Origin of the sequence: Mesorhizobium sp. M1295 (genome assembly GCF_040318135.1) — a bacterium.
Classification (GTDB): domain Bacteria; phylum Pseudomonadota; class Alphaproteobacteria; order Rhizobiales; family Rhizobiaceae; genus Mesorhizobium.
In genome coordinates this window covers 586,544-608,880 of record NZ_JAMYLU010000001.1, presented here as the reverse complement: position 1 = coordinate 608,880, position 22,337 = coordinate 586,544, and the positions used below count along the sequence as shown (strand labels likewise).

At 63.0% G+C, this 22,337-nt stretch carries 21 protein-coding genes; 11 read left to right on the top strand and 10 right to left on the bottom strand.

Translation table 11 applies throughout. The annotated features are described in order from the left end of the window. Positions 1-11: 11 nt before the first annotated feature. Positions 12-299, bottom strand: a complete 288-nt coding sequence (locus NKH29_RS02875; protein ID WP_023720093.1) for a succinate dehydrogenase assembly factor 2 — start codon at positions 297-299, stop codon at positions 12-14. Positions 300-390: 91 nt separating this feature from the next. On the opposite strand from NKH29_RS02875, the gene recG reads away from it, so the two are divergent. Beyond that, positions 391-2,499, top strand: coding sequence for an ATP-dependent DNA helicase RecG (recG, locus tag NKH29_RS02870; protein ID WP_352547358.1), 2,109 nt, complete (start codon positions 391-393; stop codon positions 2,497-2,499). On the opposite strand, the gene NKH29_RS02865 is transcribed toward recG, so the two are convergent. Both NKH29_RS02865 and glmS read right to left on the bottom strand, forming a co-directional pair. Next, positions 2,451-3,203: a DUF502 domain-containing protein gene (locus NKH29_RS02865; RefSeq protein WP_031194320.1), complete on the bottom strand. Its 753-nt coding sequence runs from the start codon at positions 3,201-3,203 to the stop codon at positions 2,451-2,453. The genes recG and NKH29_RS02865 overlap by 49 nt on opposite strands. Positions 3,204-3,283: 80 nt before the next feature. Then, the gene (glmS, locus tag NKH29_RS02860) at positions 3,284-5,107 is read right to left on the bottom strand and encodes a glutamine--fructose-6-phosphate transaminase (isomerizing) (protein WP_023720095.1); all 1,824 of its coding nucleotides are present in this window, start codon (positions 5,105-5,107) and stop codon (positions 3,284-3,286) included. Between the two features lie 226 nt (positions 5,108-5,333). Between glmS and NKH29_RS02855 the strand changes: the two genes are divergently transcribed. Beyond that, positions 5,334-5,687 (top strand): hypothetical protein, encoded by a 354-nt coding sequence (locus NKH29_RS02855; RefSeq protein ID WP_031194321.1) that lies wholly within the window; start codon positions 5,334-5,336, stop codon positions 5,685-5,687. Position 5,688: 1 nt separating this feature from the next. Here NKH29_RS02855 and glmU read toward each other — a convergent pair whose 3' ends face one another. Then, complete coding sequence (glmU, locus tag NKH29_RS02850; protein ID WP_352482206.1) at positions 5,689-7,050, bottom strand: bifunctional UDP-N-acetylglucosamine diphosphorylase/glucosamine-1-phosphate N-acetyltransferase GlmU; 1,362 nt, start codon at positions 7,048-7,050, stop codon at positions 5,689-5,691. 130 nt (positions 7,051-7,180) lie between these two features. After that, complete coding sequence (locus NKH29_RS02845) at positions 7,181-8,128, bottom strand: AraC family transcriptional regulator (protein WP_352482204.1); 948 nt, start codon at positions 8,126-8,128, stop codon at positions 7,181-7,183. Between the two features lie 129 nt (positions 8,129-8,257). On the opposite strand from NKH29_RS02845, the gene NKH29_RS02840 reads away from it, so the two are divergent. Then, positions 8,258-9,151, top strand: a complete 894-nt coding sequence (locus NKH29_RS02840) for an SDR family oxidoreductase (protein WP_023720099.1) — start codon at positions 8,258-8,260, stop codon at positions 9,149-9,151. Between the two features lie 66 nt (positions 9,152-9,217). Here the strand turns inward: NKH29_RS02840 and NKH29_RS02835 are convergent, their stop codons facing one another. Further along, positions 9,218-9,964, bottom strand: coding sequence for a cytochrome c biogenesis CcdA family protein (locus NKH29_RS02835; RefSeq protein WP_023720100.1), 747 nt, complete (start codon positions 9,962-9,964; stop codon positions 9,218-9,220). Between the two features lie 197 nt (positions 9,965-10,161). Between NKH29_RS02835 and NKH29_RS02830 the strand changes: the two genes are divergently transcribed. Further along, positions 10,162-10,539: a COG4315 family predicted lipoprotein gene (locus NKH29_RS02830; protein ID WP_352482202.1), complete on the top strand. Its 378-nt coding sequence runs from the start codon at positions 10,162-10,164 to the stop codon at positions 10,537-10,539. Between the two features lie 142 nt (positions 10,540-10,681). Here the strand turns inward: NKH29_RS02830 and NKH29_RS02825 are convergent, their stop codons facing one another. Beyond that, positions 10,682-10,909: a hypothetical protein gene (locus NKH29_RS02825; RefSeq protein ID WP_023720101.1), complete on the bottom strand. Its 228-nt coding sequence runs from the start codon at positions 10,907-10,909 to the stop codon at positions 10,682-10,684. 76 nt (positions 10,910-10,985) lie between these two features. Between NKH29_RS02825 and topA the strand changes: the two genes are divergently transcribed. The 7 genes from topA to rpmG all read left to right on the top strand — a co-directional run bounded on the left by topA (position 10,986) and on the right by rpmG (position 19,225). After that, on the top strand, positions 10,986-13,601 hold the full coding sequence (gene topA, locus NKH29_RS02820; RefSeq protein WP_352642684.1) for a type I DNA topoisomerase: 2,616 nt from the start codon (positions 10,986-10,988) through the stop codon (positions 13,599-13,601). A gap of 6 nt (positions 13,602-13,607) precedes the next feature. After that, a complete protein-coding gene (gene rnr, locus NKH29_RS02815) occupies positions 13,608-15,914 on the top strand; it encodes a ribonuclease R (RefSeq protein ID WP_023720103.1) in 2,307 nt (768 codons plus the stop codon). Next, the gene (locus NKH29_RS02810; protein ID WP_031194322.1) at positions 15,914-16,366 is read left to right on the top strand and encodes a DUF983 domain-containing protein; all 453 of its coding nucleotides are present in this window, start codon (positions 15,914-15,916) and stop codon (positions 16,364-16,366) included. Before rnr ends, NKH29_RS02810 begins: the two co-directional genes overlap by 1 nt. A 73-nt stretch (positions 16,367-16,439) precedes the next feature. Continuing rightward, complete coding sequence (locus NKH29_RS02805) at positions 16,440-17,180, top strand: NUDIX hydrolase (protein WP_023720105.1); 741 nt, start codon at positions 16,440-16,442, stop codon at positions 17,178-17,180. A gap of 16 nt (positions 17,181-17,196) precedes the next feature. Beyond that, positions 17,197-18,372 (top strand): MFS transporter, encoded by a 1,176-nt coding sequence (locus tag NKH29_RS02800; protein WP_023720106.1) that lies wholly within the window; start codon positions 17,197-17,199, stop codon positions 18,370-18,372. 109 nt (positions 18,373-18,481) lie between these two features. Continuing rightward, positions 18,482-18,937, top strand: a complete 456-nt coding sequence (locus NKH29_RS02795; protein ID WP_023720107.1) for a YqfO family protein — start codon at positions 18,482-18,484, stop codon at positions 18,935-18,937. A 120-nt stretch (positions 18,938-19,057) separates the two neighbouring features. Next, a complete protein-coding gene (rpmG, locus tag NKH29_RS02790; protein WP_006201775.1) occupies positions 19,058-19,225 on the top strand; it encodes a 50S ribosomal protein L33 in 168 nt (55 codons plus the stop codon). Positions 19,226-19,293: 68 nt separating this feature from the next. On the opposite strand, the gene NKH29_RS02785 is transcribed toward rpmG, so the two are convergent. The 3 genes from NKH29_RS02785 to NKH29_RS02775 are packed head-to-tail and all read right to left on the bottom strand — an operon-like array spanning position 19,294 to position 22,137. After that, positions 19,294-20,361: an ABC transporter ATP-binding protein gene (locus tag NKH29_RS02785; protein WP_352587004.1), complete on the bottom strand. Its 1,068-nt coding sequence runs from the start codon at positions 20,359-20,361 to the stop codon at positions 19,294-19,296. Between the two features lie 4 nt (positions 20,362-20,365). Beyond that, entirely contained in the window at positions 20,366-21,214 is an 849-nt protein-coding gene (locus NKH29_RS02780) for a carbohydrate ABC transporter permease (protein WP_352789182.1), read from the bottom strand. Continuing rightward, the gene (locus tag NKH29_RS02775) at positions 21,214-22,137 is read right to left on the bottom strand and encodes a carbohydrate ABC transporter permease (protein ID WP_352789180.1); all 924 of its coding nucleotides are present in this window, start codon (positions 22,135-22,137) and stop codon (positions 21,214-21,216) included. The genes NKH29_RS02780 and NKH29_RS02775 overlap by 1 nt, the downstream gene beginning before the upstream one ends. Between the last annotated feature and the right edge of the window lie 200 nt (positions 22,138-22,337).

Genomic DNA, 22,337 nt, shown 5'->3' with positions numbered 1-22,337 from the left:
CTACACGTTGTTCAGAAGGTCATGTCCCGGCGCGAAGCCAGGATTTTTTGCAGGACGGCACAATCTATATCCGTCGGAACCGGGCGCTCGCCGGTGACGATAGGCAGGAATTCGGTGTCGGGAATGTCGAGAAGCCTCTCATATTGGTCGATTTCGTCGCCGGTCAAGGCGCCGATCTCGGCATCGGCGAAGCTGCCGAGTATCAGGTCCATCTCGCGCATGCCGCGGTGCCACGAACGAAACAGAAGCTTGCGGCGGCGGGTATCGAGCCCCTCGCTTGATCGAGTCGTTCCGGTCATCGTGCAACATCCTTGCCCAGGCGGCGCATATAGCGTGGATAGAAGGCGGTGTCAGCCTTGCGCTCCGGCCGGCGCAACATAAGCTGACATCATGCGTCCCTCCCTCCTCGATCCGCTGTTTGTCCCGATCACCTCGCTTGCCGGCGTCGGGTCGAAGGTTGGCGTATTGATCGAGAAAGTCGTGGCGGCGGATCTCGGCGACCGGGCAGCGCGCGCCGGCGACCTCTTGTTCGTGCTGCCGCATACTGTCATCGATCGCCGCAACCGGCCGGGCATCGCCGGTTCGGCCGAGGGCGCAATCGTCACGCTCGATGTGCGCATCGACCGCCACCAGCCGCCGCCGCGTGGCAACAGGTCGGTACCCTACCGGGTCTACGCCCATGACGACACTGGCGAGATCGCGCTGACCTTCTTCCATGCCCATGCCGCCTATCTCGAAAAAGCGATGCCCGTAGGCGAGCATGTCGTCGTCTCGGGCCGCATGGAATGGTTCAACGGCCGCCCGACCATGGTTCATCCCGACCATATCGCACTTGCCGGCGACGCAGAAAACCTCCCATTGGTCGAGCCGGTCTATCCGCTGACCGCCGGGCTCTCGGGCAAGGTGCTGCGCCGGGCGATTGGCCAAGCGCTGGCCCGCCTGCCGGTGCTGCCCGAATGGCAGGACGGCGAGTTCCGGCGCCGCCACGCCTTTCCTGCTTTCGGCGATGCGCTCACCCGGGTCCACAATCCTGCCGACCCGATCGACGTCTCCGTCGACGGCGCGGCGTGGCGGCGCCTTGCCTATGACGAGTTCTTGGCCGGCCAGGTATCGCTGGCGCTGGTCCGGGCCAAGGTCCGCCGATTATCGGGCCGGCCACTCGTTGGCGACGGCCGCATAGTCGAACAATTGCGCGCGGCACTCCCTTATTCGCTGACCATGTCGCAGGAAATGGCGCTTGCCGAAATCAACGCCGATCTCGGCGACCCCGAACGCATGCTGCGCCTTTTGCAGGGCGATGTCGGCTCCGGCAAGACGGTGGTCGCGCTGCTTGCCATGGCGCGTGCCGTCGAGGCCGGCGGCCAGGCGGCATTGATGGCGCCGACCGAAATCCTGGCGCGCCAGCATCTGGCAACGATTGCGCCGTTGGCGGAACGGTCCGGCTTGCGCGTCGCCATCCTCACCGGCCGCGAAAACGGCCGCGAGCGCGCCGACACGCTGACCGGGCTGGCCAATGGCGACATCGACATCGTCGTCGGCACCCATGCGCTGTTCCAGCAAACGGTGACGTTCCATGACCTCGTGTTCGCCGTCGTCGACGAGCAGCACCGTTTCGGCGTCCACCAGCGCCTTGCCATCACTGCCAAGGGCGATGCGCCCGACATGCTGGTGATGACGGCAACGCCGATACCGCGGACGCTGGTGCTGACTGCCTTCGGCGACATGGACGTGTCGAAGCTGACGGAAAAGCCGGCCGGCCGCCAGCCGATCCGCACCGTCACCTTGCCGCTTGAACGGCTCGACGAGCTGATCGGCCGCATGCTCGACGCTGTCGCCGATGGCCAGAAAATCTACTGGATCTGTCCGCTGGTTGAGGAATCCGAGGAGATCAAGCTGATGTCGGCCGAGGACCGTTTTGCCTCGCTGAAGCCGCTGTTCGGTGATCGGATTGGCCTGGTGCATGGCCGCATGAAGGGCGCCGACAAGGACGAGGCGATGCGCGCCTTCAAGCAGGGTGAAACGCGCATCCTGATCGCCACCACGGTGATCGAGGTCGGCGTCGATGTGCCTGACGCAACAATCATGGTCATCGAGCATGCCGAGCGTTTTGGCCTTGCCCAGTTGCACCAATTGCGCGGCCGGGTCGGGCGCGGCGACAAGCCGTCGTCCTGCGTGCTGCTCTACAAGGACCCGATTGGCGAGACGGCCAAACGCCGGCTGTCGGTGATGCGCGAGACCGAGGACGGCTTCCGCATCGCCGAAGAGGATCTGAAGCTGCGCGGCGAAGGCGAGTTGCTCGGCACCCGCCAATCCGGCACGCCGGGCTTCCAGGTGGCGCGCATCGAGGCGCATGCCGACCTGCTCGAGGCCGCCCGCGACGATGCGCGGCTGATCCTGTCGCGTGATCCGGAACTGCAGTCCGAACGCGGCACGGCGCTGCGCCTGCTGCTCTATCTATTCGGCCGCGACGAGGCCGTGCGGCTCCTGCGCGCCGGCTGAGGCATCGCGTCGAGCGGCGGATTGGCGAGCGCGCCGTGGATCTGCTCGCCGTTCACCGTCACCATTTTGACCGCCGGCGCCACCAGGCCGGCCGAAACGATCAGCTTGGCTCCGTCCTCGATCGTCATGTCGAGCAGCACGATGTCGGATTTCGGTACATACATCAGAAAGCCCGTAGTCGGGTTAGGCGTACACGGCATGAACACCGCAATCAGCGGATCGCCTTGCTGGTCGAGCTTCTGGTTGATCTCGGTTTCCTTCTCGCTGGCGACGAAGACCAGCGACCAGACCCCCTTGCGCGGATATTCGACCAACCCGACCTGGCGGAACATGTCGCCCTTGTTCGACAGCACGGTCTCGAAAATCTGCTTCAGCGAGCCGTAGATGCCGCGCACCAGCGGCATGCGGCCAAGCAGGCGCTCGCCGAAGTTGACGATGGCGCGACCGACGATATTGGCTGTCAGGAAACCGATAAAGGTGATGAGGATCAGGGCAACGATCAGCCCAAAACCCGGCACTGGAAACGGCAGGTAGGTGTCCGGATTGTAGCGTACCGGGATGTAGGGTTTCACCCAGGAATCGACCCAGCCGATAAGCGACCAGGCAATGTAGGCGGTGATCGCCAATGGCGCGCAAACGACGAAGCCGGTCAGGAAATAGTTTCTCAGCCGGGTCATGCCTGAGGTCTTGAGAGCATCCGACATGGTTCACCGCAGCGTGTGTTTGCAACGCGACACTACTGAACCCGAAGGCGCTTTGGAATTGCGAAGTTTTTAAACGAGACCTATTCCACCGTTACCGATTTCGCCAGGTTGCGAGGCTGGTCGACGTCCGTGCCCATGAACACGGCGGTGAAATAGGCGAGCATCTGGATCGGCAGCGCGTAGATGATCGGCGAGATGATTTCCGGCACGTCCGGCAAAACGATCGTCTCCATCGTCTTCACCGTAGCGTGTGCAGCGCCCTTGCTGTCGGTGATCAGGATGATCTTGCCGCCGCGCGCCGCCACCTCTTGCATGTTCGACACCGTCTTTTCGAAGATGCGGTCGTGCGGGGCGATGACGATGACAGGCATGTTCTCATCGATCAGTGCGATCGGCCCGTGCTTCAGCTCGCCGGCGGCATAGCCTTCGGCGTGGATATAGGAAATTTCCTTGAGCTTCAGCGCGCCTTCCATGGCCAGCGGAAAATTGGTGTCGCGGCCGAGGTAAAGTACATTCTTGTAGTGCGAGAGGTCGCGAGCGATCTTTTCGATCTGCCCATCGAGCTTCAGCACCTGGTTGGCGTAACGCGGCGCTTCGGATAGCGCGCGCACCAGTGTCTTCTCCTGCTCGGGCGAAATGGTTCCACGCGCCATACCAGCTCGCACCGCCAGCGAAGCCAGCACGGAGAGCTGGCAGGTGAACGCCTTGGTCGAGGCGACGCCGATCTCCGGGCCGGCCAGTGTCGGCAGGATGACGTCGGATTCGCGCGCCATGGTCGATTCGCGCACATTGACCACAACACCGATCTTCATGCCGGCCTTGCGGCAGTAGCGCAGCGACGCCAGTGTGTCCGCCGTCTCGCCCGATTGCGAGATAAAGAAGGCGGCATCGGTCTTCGACAGCGGCATCTCGCGGTAGCGGAACTCCGAGGCGACATCGATGTCGACCGGCAGCCGCGCATAGCGCTCGAACCAGTATTTGCTGATCAACCCGGCGAGATAAGCGGTGCCACAGGCCGAAATCGCCAGCCGGTCGATCTTGGCGAAATCGAATGGCAGGTCGAGCGGCTTCGAGACGCCACCGACGAAATCCACATAATGTGCCAGCGTGTGCGAGATCACTTCCGGCTGTTCGTGGATTTCCTTTTCCATGAAATGGCGCCGGTTGCCCTTGTCGACCATGAAGCTCGTGCTGAGCGACTGCTGGCGTTTGCGGTCGACCTTGTTGCCGTCCATGTCGAAGATGGCAACGTCGTTGCGGCGCACTACCGCCCAGTCGCCGTCTTCCAGATAGGTGATCGAGTTGGTGAACGGGGCAAGCGCGATGGCGTCGGAGCCCAGGAACATCTCGCCATCGCCATGTCCGACGGCCAGCGGCGGGCCATTGCGGGCGCCGACGATCAGATCCTCGTCGCCCTTAAACATGATGGCCAGCGCAAAGGCGCCTTCCAGCCGCTTCAGCGCCTGATGCGCGGCCTCGACCGGCTTCAGGCCCCTGGCCAGTTCGCGCGCCACCAGATGGGCGACGACCTCGGTGTCGGTCTGCGAGGAAAACGTATAGCCGTCGCGGATCAACTCATCGCGCAATTCGGCGAAATTCTCGATAATGCCGTTATGGACGATGGCGAGCCCGTCGGAAAAATGCGGATGCGCATTGGTCTCGTTCGGCACGCCATGCGTTGCCCAGCGCGTGTGGCCGATGCCGATCGTGCCACCGAGCGGTTCGTCCTTCAGCCGGCGCTCGAGATTGATCAGCTTGCCTTCGGCACGGCGACGGGCGAGATGGCCATGATCGATGGTCGCGACGCCGGCCGAATCATAGCCGCGATATTCGAGCCTTTTCAGCGCATCGACGATAAGCGGCGCGACCGGCGAGTTACCGACTATTCCAACGATACCGCACATGGCGCTTCCCCCGACTCTGACTTCAAACCCGGCACTATTTAGAGACTGCCTGGCGACCGCGAAAAATCACATTCCATTTCGTCCGGTATCAGCCGGACTATCCTGCACAGATGCACCATCACAGAGCGCTCTTGCAATCCGGTTACTGCAATTGCTCAGTTTCTCCGCTCATATATCCTATCTCGCCTCAAAGGCTCCTGAAATCAGTCAAAGACATGATGCGGCCATGAACGAACGAATTGACACGGTGACACTTTGGCGTCCGGTTGGGCCACGCGAACTGGAGTTGATCCAGAGTTCAGGGATGCGCGCCTTTCCTCCTCGACTTGCCGATCAGCCGATCTTCTATCCGGTAACGAGCGAGGCCTATGCCACCCAGATCGCCCGAGACTGGAATGTGCCCGCGAGCGGATCAGGTTTCGTGACCCGTTTCGAGGTGCGCCGCAGCTTTCTGGACCGTTACAGCGTCCAGCATGCCGGCAGCCGGGCGCATCTGGAATACTGGATCCCGGCCGAAGACCTGTCCGCCTTCAACGATGCAATCGTTGGGGAAATCCAGCTTGTCGCTGAGTTCCGTTAGGCTATCCTTTTTTGTGGGCAGCCGCGGCCGAAGCGAACCGTTCGCGCAACTCCTTGCCCTTGCCGGGCAGAGTCCGCTGGCGGGCACGGCCGAAGGCCAGTGCATCGTCGGGCACGCTTTCGGTGATGACGCTGCCCGAGGCGATGTAGCCGCCCTTGCCGATCGACACCGGCGCCACCAGCGAGGAATTCGAGCCGATGAAGGCGCCCTCGCCGATATCGGTGAAGAATTTCGAATAACCGTCATAATTGCAGGTGATGGTGCCGGCGCCGATATTGGCGCCTGCGCCGATGCGGGCATCGCCGATATAGGTCAGGTGGTTGACCTTGGCGCCCTCCTCGACGATCGCTTGCTTTACCTCGCAGAAATTGCCGACCTTGGCTTTGTTTCTCAGATCGGCCCCGGGCCGCAGCCGCGCGAACGGCCCGACATCGCAATTCGACGCGATGGTTGCGCCTTCGATATGGCTGAAGGCATGGATCTTGGCGCCCGTGGCGATTTTCACGCCCGGCCCGAACCAGACATTGGGCTCGATGATCGTATCGGCGCCGATATCGGTGTCGTGCGAGAAGAACACGGTTTCTGGCGCAATCAGCGTCACGCCGGAAAGCATCGCTTCATGCCGCCGGCGCGCCTGCCAGATGCCTTCCGCCTGGGCAAGCTCGGCGCGGTTGTTGATGCCGAGGGCATTTTCGAAACTGGCTTCGATGGCGACGACATCAAGTCCTTGCGCAGCGGCGATCTCGACGATGTCGGTGAGATAATACTCGCCCTTGGCGTTCTTGCTGCCGACTTGATCGAGCAGCTTCAGCGCATGCCTGCCGGCGACCGCCATCAGCCCGCCATTGCAGAAGGTGATTTTCTTCTCCTCGTCCGAACAGTCCTTCTCCTCGCGGATGGCGACGAGCTTGCCGGCCTTTTCGATAAGCCGGCCGTAGCCCGAAGGATTTTCCGTACGGAAGCCGACCACGACGACAGCCGCACCTTCGGCCAGCTTCAGCCGCGCCGCCGCCAGTGCTTCCGGATCGATTAACGGCGTGTCGCCAAACATCACCAGGATGTCATCATAACCCCTTGATATCGCTGCCCGCGCGGCAAGCACGGCGTGCGCGGTGCCGAGGCGCTTTTCCTGAACAAAAGTCTCGACCTTCGGCGCGAACTTGAGTGCCGCCTTGCGCATCTCGTCGGCGCCATGGCCGATCACCAGCGCCAGATCACCGCTGCCGGCGGCTTCAGCCGCCTTGACGACGTGGGCAACCATCGGCAGGCCGGCGATTGTGTGCAGCACTTTCGGCACCGCACTCTTCATGCGCGTGCCTTCACCGGCAGCGAGGATGATGGACAGGCAGGATCTCTGGCTCATGGGGACAGCAACCGTTGAAAGGAGTCTGGAATCGAAGCGTTGGTAGCACCGGCGCCATGCTGCACCAATGCGGTTAAATTCCGGTGAGACGGTGGAACCTCCAACCCGCGAGACGCTCAAGCCGATCGGCTCAGGCGGCTTCCGCCTCGTTGCGTGATGCGAAGCCGGGGGCTCGGCCACGACCGTATTGCCGTGGCGAACAGTTCATGACCCGCTTGAAGGCTGTGCTGAAGGCGCTTTCGGATTCGTAACCGAGCGACAGCGCGATGACGGCGACGGGATCGCTGGAATTCGTCAGCCGGTCGCCGGCCAGCAGCATTCGCCAGCGCGTCAAATAGTCCATGGGCGATGCGCCGACCGTCTCCTTGAATCTAAGCGCAAAGGTCGATCGCGACATGCCGGCCCGTTCCGCCAGCTCCTGTAACGTCCAGCCATGCGCCGGATCGTCGTGCATGGCGCTGATCGCCGCGCCCATCTGTTTGTCCGCCAGGGCAAAGAGCCAGCCGATGCCACCTTTCAATCCTTCCGAAAGATGCAGCCGCAGCGCCTGAACCAGCATCATGTGGGCGAGGTGCCGGATCACCAGAAAGCCGCCCGGTTGTGGCTCGCGCAGCTCCTGCATCATCCGCTCCACCGACCAGCGCAGCGCAGACTGGTCCGACTCTTTGCGGATATGCACAATGGCTGGCAGCATCCGCAACAGGATGCCGGCATGATTGCCGCCAAGCGCGAAGCGGCTGCTGACCAGAAAGAAATCACCGCCGCCATTGTGGGTCACGACACCGCCGGCTCGCGCTGGCGGAAAAATCTTGACGGCTTCAACAGGCGCCAGGCCCATGTCGCTTGCAAGGCGGAAAGGCCGTCCGCTCGGCAGCAGGAAACAGTCCCCCGTCTCAAGGTGCACTGCGTCGGCAACGCCCTCCACCGAAAGCCAGCACCGGCCCGAGACCACCGCTCCCGTCTTGATGCTTTGCTGCTGGTCGGGGAACTGGATCGACCATTCACCACCTGCATCGAAGCCGGCCGACATATAGTTTCGCGGCTTCAGCAGCGAGAGCACATCTGAAAGGGGATCCATGGGTCATTCCGGACGATTGCGAAGATAATACGGACTTTACCGCATAGATCGTATTTTCTCAAGCGCCTATCACGACGCCACCGGGCCGCGAACATGGTCGTGGTCAGAAATGAACAAGGAGAAGTCGTGATGCGTGTTTTCCTTACCGGAGCGACCGGATTCGTCGGTTCTGCCGTCGTTCAAGAACTCATCGGTGCCGGCCATCAGGTGCTCGGCCTCGCCCGCTCGGAGGCGTCGGCCAAGTCGCTTGCCGCGACTGGAGCCGAGGTGCATCGAGGCGACCTCGAAGACCTGGAGAACCTGCGCAGGGGTGCGGCAGCCGCCGATGCGGTGATCCACACCGGGTTCAACCATGACTTTTCGAAGTTCGCGCAAAACTGCGAAATGGACCGGCGCGCCATCGAGGCGATGGGCGGTGCACTCGAAGGCTCCGAGCGCCCCCTGCTCGTCACCTCCGGAACCGCGCTCCAGGCGCGGGGCCGTATCGCGACGGAGGAAGATGCGCCTGTCCCCGCTTCCGCTTCGTATCCCCGCGCCTCCGAAGCGACAGCCGCCGCGCTGGCGGCACGCGGGGTGTGCGCGTCGGTTGTCCGCCTTCCGCCGTCGGTCCATGGCCAGGGCGACCACGCCTTTGTTCCGATCCTCATCGACCTTGCTCGCAAGAAGGGCGTGTCGGCCTATGTCGGCGAAGGGCTCAATCGCTGGCCCGCCGTGCATCGGTTCGATGCCGCCCGCATCTACCGGCTTGCGCTCGAGCATGGCGCCGGTGGCGGGCGCTATCACGCGATCGCCGAAGAAGGCGTGCCGTTCAAGGACATCGCTGGCGTGATCGGCCGGCGCCTGAACGTGCCGGTCGTCGCCAAGTCCGCCGAAGAGGCCGGCGATCATTTTGGCTGGTTCACGATGTTCGCGGCGATGGATGTCCCGACTTCAAGCGAGCGAACCCGCGCGCTGCTGGGCTGGGCGCCGAGCGGACCCGGGCTCATCGTCGATATCGACCAGCCAAGCTATTTCGGAGGCTGAACGGACCACGTAGCTGTGGTACCTTGTGCCGCAGTTACGGCCTCGCGCCTCGGCCGGGCGGCAAACCTATCCCAATTGCCCCAGCACCGGAAAATTCTCGAGCAACCAATAGGACGCCGCCTGCACGCCGCCAGTCAGGAAAAACACGCCGGCCACGACCAGCAGCGCGCCAATGGCTTTTTCGACGCGGCCGAGATGGACGCGGAATTTCCCGAGAAAGCGCATGAAGGCGCCGGAAAACAGCGCCGCGACCAGGAACGGTATGCCGAGGCCGAGCGAGTAGGCGGCAAGCAGCAGCGCGCCCTCGCCCACCGTCTCGCGGCCGCCGGCAAGCGTCAGGATCGGCCCCAGCACCGGGCCGATGCAGGGCGTCCAGCCAAAGGCAAAGGCCAAGCCCATGACGTAAGCGGCGATCAGGCTGGCCGGCTTGCCTTGTGACTGGAAGCGCGCCTCGCGTGAAAGCAAAGGGATGCGCAATACGCCGAGGAAATTCAGCCCCATCAGGATGATCAGCACTCCGGCCGCCATTGCCAGCGGCTCCTGCCAGACCCGTAGCAGATGGCCGATAGTGGAGGCGCCGGCGCCCAGCGCGACGAAGACGGTCGAGAAGCCGAGCACGAAGGCGATGGAGGAATTAACCAGCGCGCCTCGCGCGCCAGCCTTTGCCGCAATGCCGGCTTCGCCGCGGAAATCGTCGACCGACACGCCGGCCATGTAGCACAGATAGGGCGGTACCAACGGCAGCACGCAAGGTGACAGGAACGAAATCGCTCCCGCCCCGATCGCGCTGACATAGCCGACGTCCAATGCCATTTCCGTCTCCCGATGACTGCGCAGCCATATAGCCGCGACAACGGCCATCCGCCAATCACCATCGCGTGGCCCCAGCAAGTCGTCGCCCTCGCCTGGATCTATGGAAAACAGCCCGGGAAGAAAGGGCCGCCAGGCAGCGTTGATCAAACGAAGCGCGTTGTTCCGCGCGCTTTTTCGAATCATCCAAGGAGAAGTCCATGAAAACGATCGCAATCGGCATGGCCGCGCTTTTGCTCGGCACCGTCGTGTCCTACGCCGCCGAGGCGTGGAAGGAAGCAGAAGTCGGCGGCACCAAGATCTACACCGACGCCGGCGGCATGACGCTCTACACCTATGACAAGGACGAGGCCGGCAAGTCGAATTGCTACGACAAATGCGCCGCCAATTGGCCGCCACTGAAAGCTGACGCCAACGCCAAGGCCGAGGGCGAATGGACGATCGTCGACCGCACCGACGGCACCAGGATGTGGGCCTATGAAGGCAAGCCGCTCTACACGTTCATCAAGGACAAGAAGGCCGGCGATGTCACCGGCGAGGGCGTCGGCGGCGTCTGGCATATCGCCAAAGCCGACTGAGCCTTGAGCCTCTGACCCGCTGTAACAGGCGGTAATACGGCTGGTCGCCGGGACGTTGACCCAACCACCCCGGCGGCCAGCTTTTCAGCACAGCAATTCCGTGCGACTGTCTGAGCAAATGCCGGGCTGCATATTGCGCAGTTCACAGCGTCTGTTCAAGCAGGGCTGGCGCGTGCTCGATGTTTCTCTTATATCCGCGGGAGAGTTTGTCCCGTTCTCCAGGATCAATTGCCGGGTTTGTCCAGCGATAGGCTGCCCATTTCCCTTGTCCAGGATTGCGGAAATCGCAAGGCGCGCCGTTGGGTTGCGCATTCGGTGCAGGGCCGCATTTTGACTGCTTGGCCTTGACCGGATGCAAAAGCGCGGCCATGTGAGCGACACATTGAATGAGATTTCGTCGCGCGCAGCGGAATTCTTCTGCCGCATCACAACTGATATGAGACCGTATGGACGTCGTCGTCGTCGAATCGCCGGCCAAGGCGAAGACAATTAACAAGTACCTGGGCAAGAACTACAAGGTTCTGGCCTCGTTCGGCCATGTCCGCGATCTACCGGCCAAGGATGGCTCGGTGCGCCCGGATGAGGACTTTGCCATGTCCTGGGCCGTCGACACCGCGTCTGGAAAGCGTCTCGCCGATATCGCCAAGGCAGTCAAGGACGCCGACGGGCTGATCCTCGCCACCGATCCGGACCGTGAGGGCGAAGCGATCTCCTGGCATGTCCTGGAAGTGCTGAAACAGAAGCGCGCGTTGAAGGACAAGCCGGTCAGCCGCGTCGTCTTCAATGCCATCACCAAGGCGTCGGTGCTGGAGGCGATGGCCAATCCGCGCCAGATCGATGCGCCGCTGGTCGATGCCTATCTCGCCCGCCGCGCGCTCGACTATCTGGTCGGCTTCACGCTGTCGCCGGTGCTGTGGCGCAAGCTGCCCGGCGCCCGCTCGGCCGGCCGCGTCCAGTCGGTGGCACTGCGTCTGGTCTGCGACCGCGAATCCGAGATCGAGCGCTTCATTCGCGAGGAATACTGGCAGGTCGCCGCCATCCTCGGCACGCCGCGCAAGGAAAATTTCGAGGCGCGGCTGACCGCCTTCGAGCGCAAGAAGCTGCAAAAGCTCGACATTTCCAACAAGGCGCAGGCCGACGACATCAAAGCGATGCTCGAAGGCGCCAGCTTCAAGGCAGTGTCGGTCGAAGCCAAGCCGACCAGGCGCAATCCCGGCCCGCCCTTCACCACCTCGACGCTGCAGCAGGCAGCCTCATCGGGTCTCGGCTTTTCGGCCAACCGCACCATGCAGGTGGCGCAGCGGCTTTATGAGGGCATGGAGATCGGCGGCGAGACCACCGGCCTGATCACCTATATGCGAACCGACGGCGTGCAGATGGCGCCGGAGGCGATCTCTGCCGCACGCGATGCGATTGCCAAGGAATTCGGCCCTAAATACCTGCCTGAAAAGCCGCGCGTCTATTCCGCCAAGGCCAAGAATGCCCAGGAGGCGCACGAAGCGATCCGTCCGACCGATTTCATGCGCACGCCGGCTTCCGTCAGGCAGTATCTCGACGCCGACCAGGCGCGGCTTTACGAGATGATCTGGAAACGCGCCATCGCCAGCCAGATGCAGCCGGCCGAGATCGAGCGCACCACGGTCGAGATTGAGGCGATCAACGGTTCGCGTACCGCCGAGCTTCGTGCTGTCGGCTCGGTCATTCGCTTCGACGGCTTCCTAGCCGCTTACATCGAGCAGAAGGAAGAAGATTCGGAAGACGAGGAAAGCCGCCGCCTGCCCGAGATCCGTGCCGGCGAGCAGCTCACCCGCGAGGCGATCAACGCCACCCAGCACACCACTGAGCCTCCGCCGCGCTATTCCGAGGCGTCGCTGATCAAGAAGCTGGAAGAACTGGGCATTGGCCGGCCGTCGACCTATACGGCGATCCTGAAGACGCTCGAGGATCGCGATTACGTCACCATCGACAAGCGCAAGCTGGTGCCGCAGGCCAAGGGCCGGCTATTGTCGGCTTTCCTCGAAAGCTTCTTCGAGCGTTATGTCGAGTACGACTTCACCGCTTCGCTCGAGGAGAAACTCGACGAAATCTCCGACGGCAAGCTAGCCTGGAAGGATGTGCTGCGCGATTTCTGGAAGGATTTTTCCGGCGCCGTCGCCGACATCAAGGAGTTGCGCGTCACCGACGTCCTCGATGCGTTGAACGAGGAACTGGCGCCGCTGGTGTTTCCCACGCGCGAGGATGGCTCCAACCCCCGCATATGTCCGAAATGCGGCACCGGCAACCTGTCGCTCAAGCTCGGCAAATTCGGCGCCTTCGTCGGCTGCTCGAACTATCCCGAATGCTCCTTCACCCGCCAGCTCGGCGACGCAGCCAATCCCAATGGCGAGAACGGCAGCGGCGAAGACGGCACCAAGGTGCTCGGCAAGGATCCCTATACCGCCGAGGAGATCACGCTGCGCAATGGCCGGTTCGGCCCCTATATCCAGCGCGGCGACGGCAAGGATGCCAAGCGCTCCAGCCTGCCCAAGGGCTGGACTGTCGATTCGATCGATCACGAAAAGGCGCTCGCCCTGCTGTCGCTGCCGCGCGACGTCGGCAAGCATCCGGAATCCGGCAAGATGATTTCGGCCGGGCTGGGGCGCTACGGGCCGTTCGTGCTGCATGACGGCACCTACGCCAATCTCGACAGCATCGAGGACGTGTTCTCGATCGGCCTCAATCGCGCCGTCTCGGTGATCGCCGAGAAGCAATTGAAAGGCAAGGGCGGCCGCAATGGGGGCACGCCCGCTGCTCTGAAGGAGCTTGGCGAGCATCCTGCCGGCGGCGGCAAGATCGTCGTGCGTGACGGCAAATACGGGCCTTATGTGAATTTCGGCAAGGTCAACGCGACGCTGCCGAAGGGCAAGGATCCGCAATCGGTGACGGTCGAGGATGCGGTGGCGCTGATTGCGGAAAAGGAAGCCAAGGGCGGCAATGGCGGCAGAAAGCCGTTCCGCAAAGCGGCCGCGCCTGTGAAGAAAGCGGCAGCGGCCAAAAAACCGGCGGCCAGGAAAAAGGGATAGGACGGGTTGGCGCGCAAAGTCTCCGGAAGAAGCCACGGCGATCTGCGCACCGCCGATACCCGTGCCAAGGTCAGGGACAATTACCGGCCTTCGCGTGACGAGATACTGCGTTACATCGCAGAAAATCCGGACCGCGCCGGAAAACGCGACATCGCCAAGGCGTTCGCGCTGCGCGGCGAAGACCGTATCTGGCTGAAGGACATGTTGCGCGATTTGCAGGACGAAGGCCTGCTGACCAAGGAGCGCAAGCGGCTTGCCCGCGTCGGGGCCCTGCCCCACGTCGCGGTGCTCGACATCTTTAGCCGCGACGCCGACGGCGTGCTGCTGGCGCACCCGACCGAAGCGATCGGCAATGGCGAACCTCCGGTCATAGCGATCCGCGTGTCGCGCGGCGGCAATGGCCCGACGCCTGGCATCGGCGACCGGGTTTTGGCCAAGACCTTTCCAACCGACGATCCGGCAGGCCCGGCCTATACGGGCCGGGTGATGAAGATCTTCGAGAAGCGCACCGATGCGGTTCTCGGCGTTTTCCGTGTGCTGAAGGACGGCACGTTCCGCATCGAGCCGGTGGAAAGGCGCCAGCCGGAGCTGGTCGTCGACAAGGAATTCCAGAACGGCGCCAAGAATGGCGACCTGGTCGAGGTCGAGCCGGCGCGGGCCTCCCGTTACGGGCTGCCGAGAGCCAAGGTGCTGGCGGTATTGGGCTCCTTGACCAGCGAAAAGGCGGTCTCGATGATCGCCATCCACGCGCACGACATTCCGCATATTTTGCCCGCCGACGTCATCGCCGAGGCAGAGGCGGTCAAGCCGGCGACGCTTGCCGGCCGCGAGGATTGGCGCGAGCTGCCGCTGCTCACCATCGATCCGGCCGACGCCAAGGATCATGACGACGCGGTGTTCGCCATGCCCGACACCGACGAGACGAACGCCGGCGGCGTGATCGTCACCGTCGCCATTGCCGATGTCGCCGCCTATGTGCGCTATGGCACGGCGCTCGACCGCGAAGCGCTGAAGCGCGGCAATTCGGTCTATTTCCCCGATCGTGTCGTGCCGATGCTGCCGGAGCGCATCTCGAACGACCTCTGTTCGCTGCGCGAGGCCCAGGATCGTCCGGCAATAGCGGTGCGCATGACTTTCTCGGCTGATGGCCACAAACTCAGGCACTCCTTCCATCGCATCATGATGAAGTCGGCGGCGAAACTCGCGTATCAGCAGGCGCAAGCGGCGATCGACGGCGCACCGGACGACACGACTGGCCCGATCCTCGATGCGGTGCTGAGGCCGCTATGGGACGCTTACGCGATCCTGAAGCGCGGCCGCGACACGCGCCAGCCGCTCGAGCTCGATCTGCCGGAGCGCAAGATCCTGCTCAAGCAGGACGGCACCGTCGACAAGGTCGTCGTGCCGGAGCGGCTCGACGCGCACAAGCTGATCGAAGAGTTCATGATCCAGGCCAATGTCGCCGCCGCCGAGACGCTGGAGGCGAAGCGGCAGGCGCTGGTCTACCGCATCCACGATGCGCCCTCGCTCGCCAAGCAGGAATCGCTGCGCGAATTCCTGCAGACGCTCGGCCTGTCGCTGGCGCGCGGTGCGCAGATGCGGCCGAACCAGTTCAACGGCATCCTCGCTCGCGTGCGCGGCGCCGACAATGAGGGACTGGTCAACGAAGTGGTGCTGCGCTCGCAGAGCCAGGCCGAATATTCGCCTGCCAATATCGGCCATTTCGGCCTCAACCTGAAGCGCTACGCGCATTTCACCTCGCCGATCCGCCGGTATGCCGACCTGATCGTGCATCGTGGGCTGATTGCCGCACTCGGCCTTGGTCCGGGCGGCCTGACGCAGGACGAGGCGGAACGGCTGGAAGAGGTCTCAGCACTGATCTCGGCGACCGAGCGCCGCGCGATGGCCGCCGAGAGAGACACGGTCGACCGGCTGATCGCCGCCTATCTCGCCGAGCGCATCGACGACCGTTTCGACGCCCGCATCTCGGGCGTCACCAAATCGGGACTGTTTGTCCAATTGCCGCAGTACGGCGCGGATGGCTTCATTCCGGTTTCAACGCTGGGCGGCGACTACTATATATACGACGAAACTGCCCGATCGCTTTTCGGAGAACGCACCGGCAAGGGCTATCAGCTTGCCGACCGCGTCGAGGTTCGCCTGATCGAGGTGGCGCCGATGGCCGGCGCGATGCGTTTCGAGATGCTGACCGAACCAAAGCCGCTGCCCGGCTCCAAACGGTCGTTCCACAAGGCCAAAGGCCGCGCCCGGGCGTCGCAATCGCGTACCGGCTCGCGCGGCAGGAGACGGTGATGCCAAAAGAACTGCAGGTGGAAGAACTGGTTTTCGGCGGCGAGCATCACTCCGGCCGGACCGCCCGGCCGCTATGGACGGCAATGAAGCGCGGCATGCTTGGCCGCTGCCCGCATTGCGGCGAGGGAAAGCTGTTTCGCGCCTTCGTCAAGACCGTCGACAAATGCGATCATTGCGACGACGAGCTCCATCACCATCGCGCCGACGATCTGCCGGCCTATCTTGTGGTGGTCATCGTCGGCCACATCGTGCTCGGCGCTTTCATGGGTGTCGAGGCGACCTCGACCCTCTCCACCTGGCAGCACATCGCAATCTGGGTGCCATTGACCATCATTCTAGCCGTCGTCCTGCTGCAGCCGGTCAAGGGCGCTGTCATCGGCCTGCAATGGGCATTTTATATGCACGGCTTTGGTGGCGAAGAAGACCTGATCGAGTCGCATCCCGAGGCTTGAAGCCATCACTGGCGCAATCGGCTATGGATGAAGCCCACTTTCGCATGAGAGAAGATTCCGCTAGGTCGAGCGCATGGACGGCATGACCAAGGCGGAAGTCGACAAGGTTGAGCGAAGCGCAATCGCGCTCGACAGCCAGCCAATACGCCCCCGTGACGCCGCGACGCTGATCCTGCTCGACCGCAAGGACGGTGAGTTGCTGGTGCTGATGGGCCGTCGCCATGCCCGCCACGCCTTCATGCCTGGAAAATTCGTGTTTCCCGGTGGCCGCACCGATCCGGCCGACAGCCGTATCCCCGTAGCCACTGCATTGCACCCTGACGAAGAAGCGAGATTGACCGCGGGCATCGGCCGCACCAGCGCTGCCCGCGCCCGTGCCATTGCTTTGTCGGCGATCCGCGAAACCTATGAGGAGGCCGGGCTGCTGATTGGCCAAAAAGGCGCCTTCGCGACCGCCAAGCGCGACTGGCAGGGCTTTGTCGAACACAGTGTTATTCCATCACTGCAAGCGCTGCGCTTCGTCGCACGCGCCATCACGCCGCCCAACCGGGTGCGCCGCTTCGATACGCGCTTTCTCGCCGCATGGCGCGACGACGTCGCCGTGGAACTGCCGGGTGGCGGTCCGACCAACGAGTTGGAAGACGTCGTTTGGCTGCCGCTGGCCAAGGCCAGTCAAGCCGACGTTCCAGACATCACGCGCACGGTCCTGGAGGAGCTGGAAACGCGGCTCGCCCAGGATCCGCTGCTGAGGCCCGGCGGTCCCGTGCCGTTCTATCGGCTTGTCCGCAATCGCTTCGTCCGCGAAATTCTCTAGAGCAGCCAGGCATTCCATGACAGTCGATACCCAGCCGCAGAGCGAGGAACGCGTACACTGGCTGCCGATGGTCGCGGCGATCTCTTCGATCAGCGTCGTCGGCATCGCCATCGGCCTCGGCATGCCGCTGCTCAGCGTCATCCTGGAAACGCGTGGTCATTCGGCGTCGATGATCGGTCTCAATACCGCGGTCGCCGGCCTCGCCTCGATCGCCGGCGCGCCGCTCGCCACCCCGCTTGCCATGCGGTTCGGGGTCGCCTGGACGATGCTTGCCATGATCGTCGCCGGGGCGCTGGCCTTTGTCGGTTTCCATTTCGCGCCAGCTTTCTGGATGTGGTTTCCGCTGCGCGTCCTGCTGCACGTCGCGCTGACGGTGCTGTTCATCCTCTCAGAATTCTGGATCAGCACCTCGGCGCCGCCACACCGGCGCGGACTGGTCCTCGGCATCTATGCCACCGTGCTGTCTCTCGGCTTTGCCGCCGGGCCATGGCTGTTCGCTCATCTCGGCAGCAGCGGCTTCCTGCCCTTCGGCGTCACCATCGCTTTGGTGACGCTCGCTGCCATACCGGTTCTGGCAGCACGCAACGAGAGCCCGACGATCGTCGCCGACGGCGAAACCAGCAATTTCCTGCGTTATATCTGGCTGGTGCCGACGGCGACCGCGGCCGTGCTGGTGTTCGGTGCGGTCGAGACCGGCGGCTTTGCGCTGTTCCCGGTCTACGGCAACCGCATCGGCTACTCCGAGGCCGACGCAGCTCTTTTGCTCACTATGATCGGGCTCGGCAACGTGCTGTTGCAGATCCCGATCGGCATGATCAGCGACCGCGTCAGCGACCGCCGCTATCTGCTGATGGCCTGTGCCACGGTCGGGCTTGTCGGCACCGTCTTTATGCCGTTCTTCGCGCAGAATTGGCACTTGATGGCAGCGCTTCTGTTCGTCTGGGGCGGCGTGGTCGCCGCCATGTACACGATCGGTCTGGCGCATCTCGGTTCCCAGCTTTCCGGCCACGAACTGGCCTCCGCCAACGCCGCCTTCGTGCTTTGCTACGGTGTCGGCATGGTGCTTGGCCCGCAGGCAATCGGCATCGGCATGGATGCTTTCGGGCCGTCGGGCTTCGGTTGGGCGCTCGGCCTGTTCTTCGCCTGCTATATCGTGCTGGTTGGCACCAGGCTGCTCCGCAAAATCCTCTGAGTGGGCCCGCTGCCGACATTGCTCCCACTGCTGACTAACTACTGACACCACCATGTCAGGAGCGCTCGCGTATATGCTCCCTCAAAGTGCATAAGCAGGGAGACCTCGGATGATCGACAGTGGCTTTGAGACGAAATCGCTGCGGATGGAATTGCTGCTGCTGGTGACCTTTCAGGCACCGGCCGCCGATGTCGACCGCATCATGGAGGCGGTGGTCGCGATCGCGCCGCTCAGAATGGGCAAATATGACAGCAATGCCTTTCAGTCAGCGGACGGCATCGAACGCTACCGGCCGCTTGAAGGTGCCGCCGCCGGCGCCGAGACGGAATTGCGCAGGCGGCCGGGCACTGTCGAGGTGTCGTTCGAACTGCCCGACGACCAGAAGCTCGCCGCTCGCGTCGTCGAAGCGATTTACCAGGTTCACAGTTATCAGGAGCCGGTGATCCGCATTCAGCCGCTGCTTGCCAGCCGCTCCAAGGGTCTCGACGACCGCGCCAACCCGAACCGCTGGTGGAACACGACTGGAGACTGGAAGAAGGCGCTGCCAGTCACGGAAGACGCTTGAACCTGGACAAGGGTTGACTTTCCGGGCGCGTTCTTTATGTGTCGCGGCAAGTTTCCCGCGTCCGGGTGTTTCCCCGTGCTCCAGCGGCCAAAACTCCACGAACATTAACGGACGAACATCATGGCCAAAGCCGCAAACATCAAGATCAAGCTTCTGTCGACCGCCGACACCGGTTTCTTCTACGTGACCAGCAAGAACAGCCGCACCAAGACGGACAAGCTGTCGTTCCGCAAATACGACCCGGTCGCCAAGAAGCACGTCGAGTTCAAGGAAACCAAGATCAAGTAATCCGGTTTTCTCTCGCAGTACCGAAACGCCGCCTTCCGGGCGGCGTTTTTCGTTTCGGGGATGCAGGACTAGCCGATGCGATCACCGCTTGCCGGATCGAACAGATGCAGCGACGCCGGGTCGGCCGACAGGCGCACGGCCTCACCCGGTTTCACACTGGCCCGACCCATGGCGAAGACGCACACCTGCTGGCCGGCAAGCTTGGTGTAGAATTGAGTCGACAGGCCGAGCGGCTCCACTACGCCCACCTCGCCTTTCAGCGCGCCATTGTCGGCAAGCCGGATATGCTCCGGCCGTAAGCCGACGGTGATCGCATCGCCATCCCTGAGCGGCAACCCGTCCGGCAGCCGCAGCTTCTGGCCGTCGGCCAGTACGGCATCCGACTTGGCGGTCTTTTCAACCACGGCAGGCAGGAAATTCATGCCGGGCGAGCCGATGAACCCGGCGACGAACATGTTGACCGGCCGGTCATACAGATCGAGCGGCGCACCGACTTGCTGGACGAGGCCGTCATGCATGACGACGATACGGTCGGCCATTGTCATTGCTTCGATCTGGTCATGGGTGACATAGACCGAAGTGGTCTTCAATTGCTGGTGCAGCGCCTTGATCTCGGCACGCATATGGACGCGCAGCTTGGCATCGAGGTTCGAAAGCGGCTCGTCGAAGAGAAAGACTTTCGGGTCGCGGACGATGGCCCGGCCCATGGCGACGCGCTGACGCTGGCCGCCGGACAATTGCCGCGGCAAGCGTTGCAGAAGCGCATCGAGCCCGAGCCGCTTGGCGGCACCGTCCACCCTTGCATCGATCGCCGGCTTGCCGGCCTTCCTCAGCATCAGGCTGAAACCCATGTTCTTCGACACGTCCATATGCGGATAGAGCGCGTAGGACTGGAATACCATGGCAATGTCGCGGTCCTTTGGCGCGATGTCGTTGACCAGGCGCTCGCCAATATGGATTTCGCCGTCGGAGACCTCCTCCAGCCCGGCGATCATGCGCAGCAGGGTCGATTTCCCGCAGCCGGATGGCCCAACCAGGACGACGAACTCGCCGTCGGCGATTTCGAGATCGACCGCGTGCAGGACGCGCACGGCTCCATAGTCTTTGCGGACTTTGTCGAGAGTGACGGAGGCCATCGATCTATCCCTTGACGGCACCAGCGGTAAGGCCGGTGACGAGGTAGCGTTGCAGGAAGGCAAAGAACATGCAGACCGGGATCAGCGCCAGGATGGAAGCGGCCATCATCTGCCCCCAGTCGACCGCGAATTTGCCGATATAGGTGAGCAGGCCGACCGCGAAGGTCTTCTGGTCGTCGCTGGAAATCAGCATCAGCGCAAACAGCAACTCACTCCAGGCGGCGGTAAAGACGAAGCCGAGCGTCGCGCCCATGCCGGGCAGCGTCAGCGGCACGATCACCTTGCGCATCGCCTGCAGACGCGTGCAGCCGTCGATCATCGCCGCCTCTTCCAGGTCCCGCGGGATGCCGTCGAAGAAGGATTGCATCAGGAAGGTCGCAAAGGCCGTATTGAAGGCGGTGTAGATGATGACGAGCCCGGTCAGGCTGTTGATGAGACCGATCTGCCCCATGATGCGGTAGATCGGCGGAATGACCATCACCAGAGGGAAGGTCTGGGTGAGCAGAAGCAGGATGGCCAGGGTCGCCTTGCCACGGAAGGAAAATCGCGACATGGCGTAGCCGGCCAGCGTGGCAATGACCGTTACGAAGGCTGCCGTCGACACCGAAACGATAACGCTGTTCAGGAAATAGCGCGGGAAATCGGTTGCTTCCAGCACGGTGACGAAGTTCTGCAGCGTCGTTTGCGACGGCCAGAAAGTGATGCCTTCGGAATAGAGCAGCCGCTCCGGCGTGACCGAGATCTTCAACGTCCAGAAGATCGGGAACAGCGCAAAGGCCATATAGGTGGCGATGGCGCCGTAAAGGCCGATGCCGCCGAGAACGCGCGAGGAGACGGAGCGTCCGGCAATCATCAGACGTGCCTCACCAGCGAGCGGCGGATGCCGATCAGTGCAATCGCATAGACGATGAGCAGCGCAAGCAGCAGCACCGCCACCGCGGAGGCATAGCCCTTGTCCAGCGACTTGAACGCGCTGACATAGATATAGACCGGCACTGTGGCGGTCGAACCGGCAGGCCCGCCTTCGGTCATGACGAAGATCAGGTCGGCGAAGGTGGCGATCCATATCGTGCGCAGCATGACGGTGATGACGATGGTCGGCGCCAGGAACGGCAGCGTCACCTTGGTGAAGCGCTGCCACGGCGAGGCGCCGTCGATCGCCGCCGCCTCATGCAATTCCGAGGGTATCGACTTCAACGCCGCCAAAAGCGTGATGGCAAAAAAGGGAATGCCGAACCAGACATTGGCGACGATCGGCCCCCACATGGCTGTCGAGGGATCGGAGAGCACGTTGGTCGGCTCGGCTTTCAGCCCCAATGCATAGAGCCAGTGGGGCAGCGGCCCGATGATCGGATTGAACAGCCAGGCCCAGGTCAGGCCCGAGAGGAAGGACGGCACCGCCCAGGGCAGGAAGACCACCGCCTGCACGATCTTTCTGCCCCGGAACGGCGTGTCGAGCAGCAGCGCCAGGCCAAGGCCGAGGAAGAATTGGAAGAACAGGCTGGCTGCCGTCCACCACAGCGTATTGACAAGCGCCTGCCCGAGCACGGGATCCGACAGCATCGCCTGATACTGCCCAAGCCCGACATATTCGGATTTGAATGCCGAGAACTTGCGGAACGAGTAGCCGATACCGATGACCAGCGGCACCAGGAGCACGACGACCAGCAGCACGATCGCCGGGCTGAGATAGAGCCAGGGTTCGATTGCGGCGTGAGACAGCCGCTTGCGTCGTGGCTTGCCGGCAGGTCGTATTTCGGACACGGCATAGGTCATTGGTGCTGGATTGTCTCCTGAGCAGCGTCGAGGACAGCGCCCTTCTCCCCGTTACGGTGAAAAGATGCCGGTCTACCCTCCGCAGCTGCAGCGCAGCTGCTGCGGAGGACGGGCAGGCAGATGAGAGGCAGCACGAGCCACGACGGGTTGGCGCCGCCCCTCATCCGTCACTTCGTGACACCTTCTCCCCGTGAACGGGG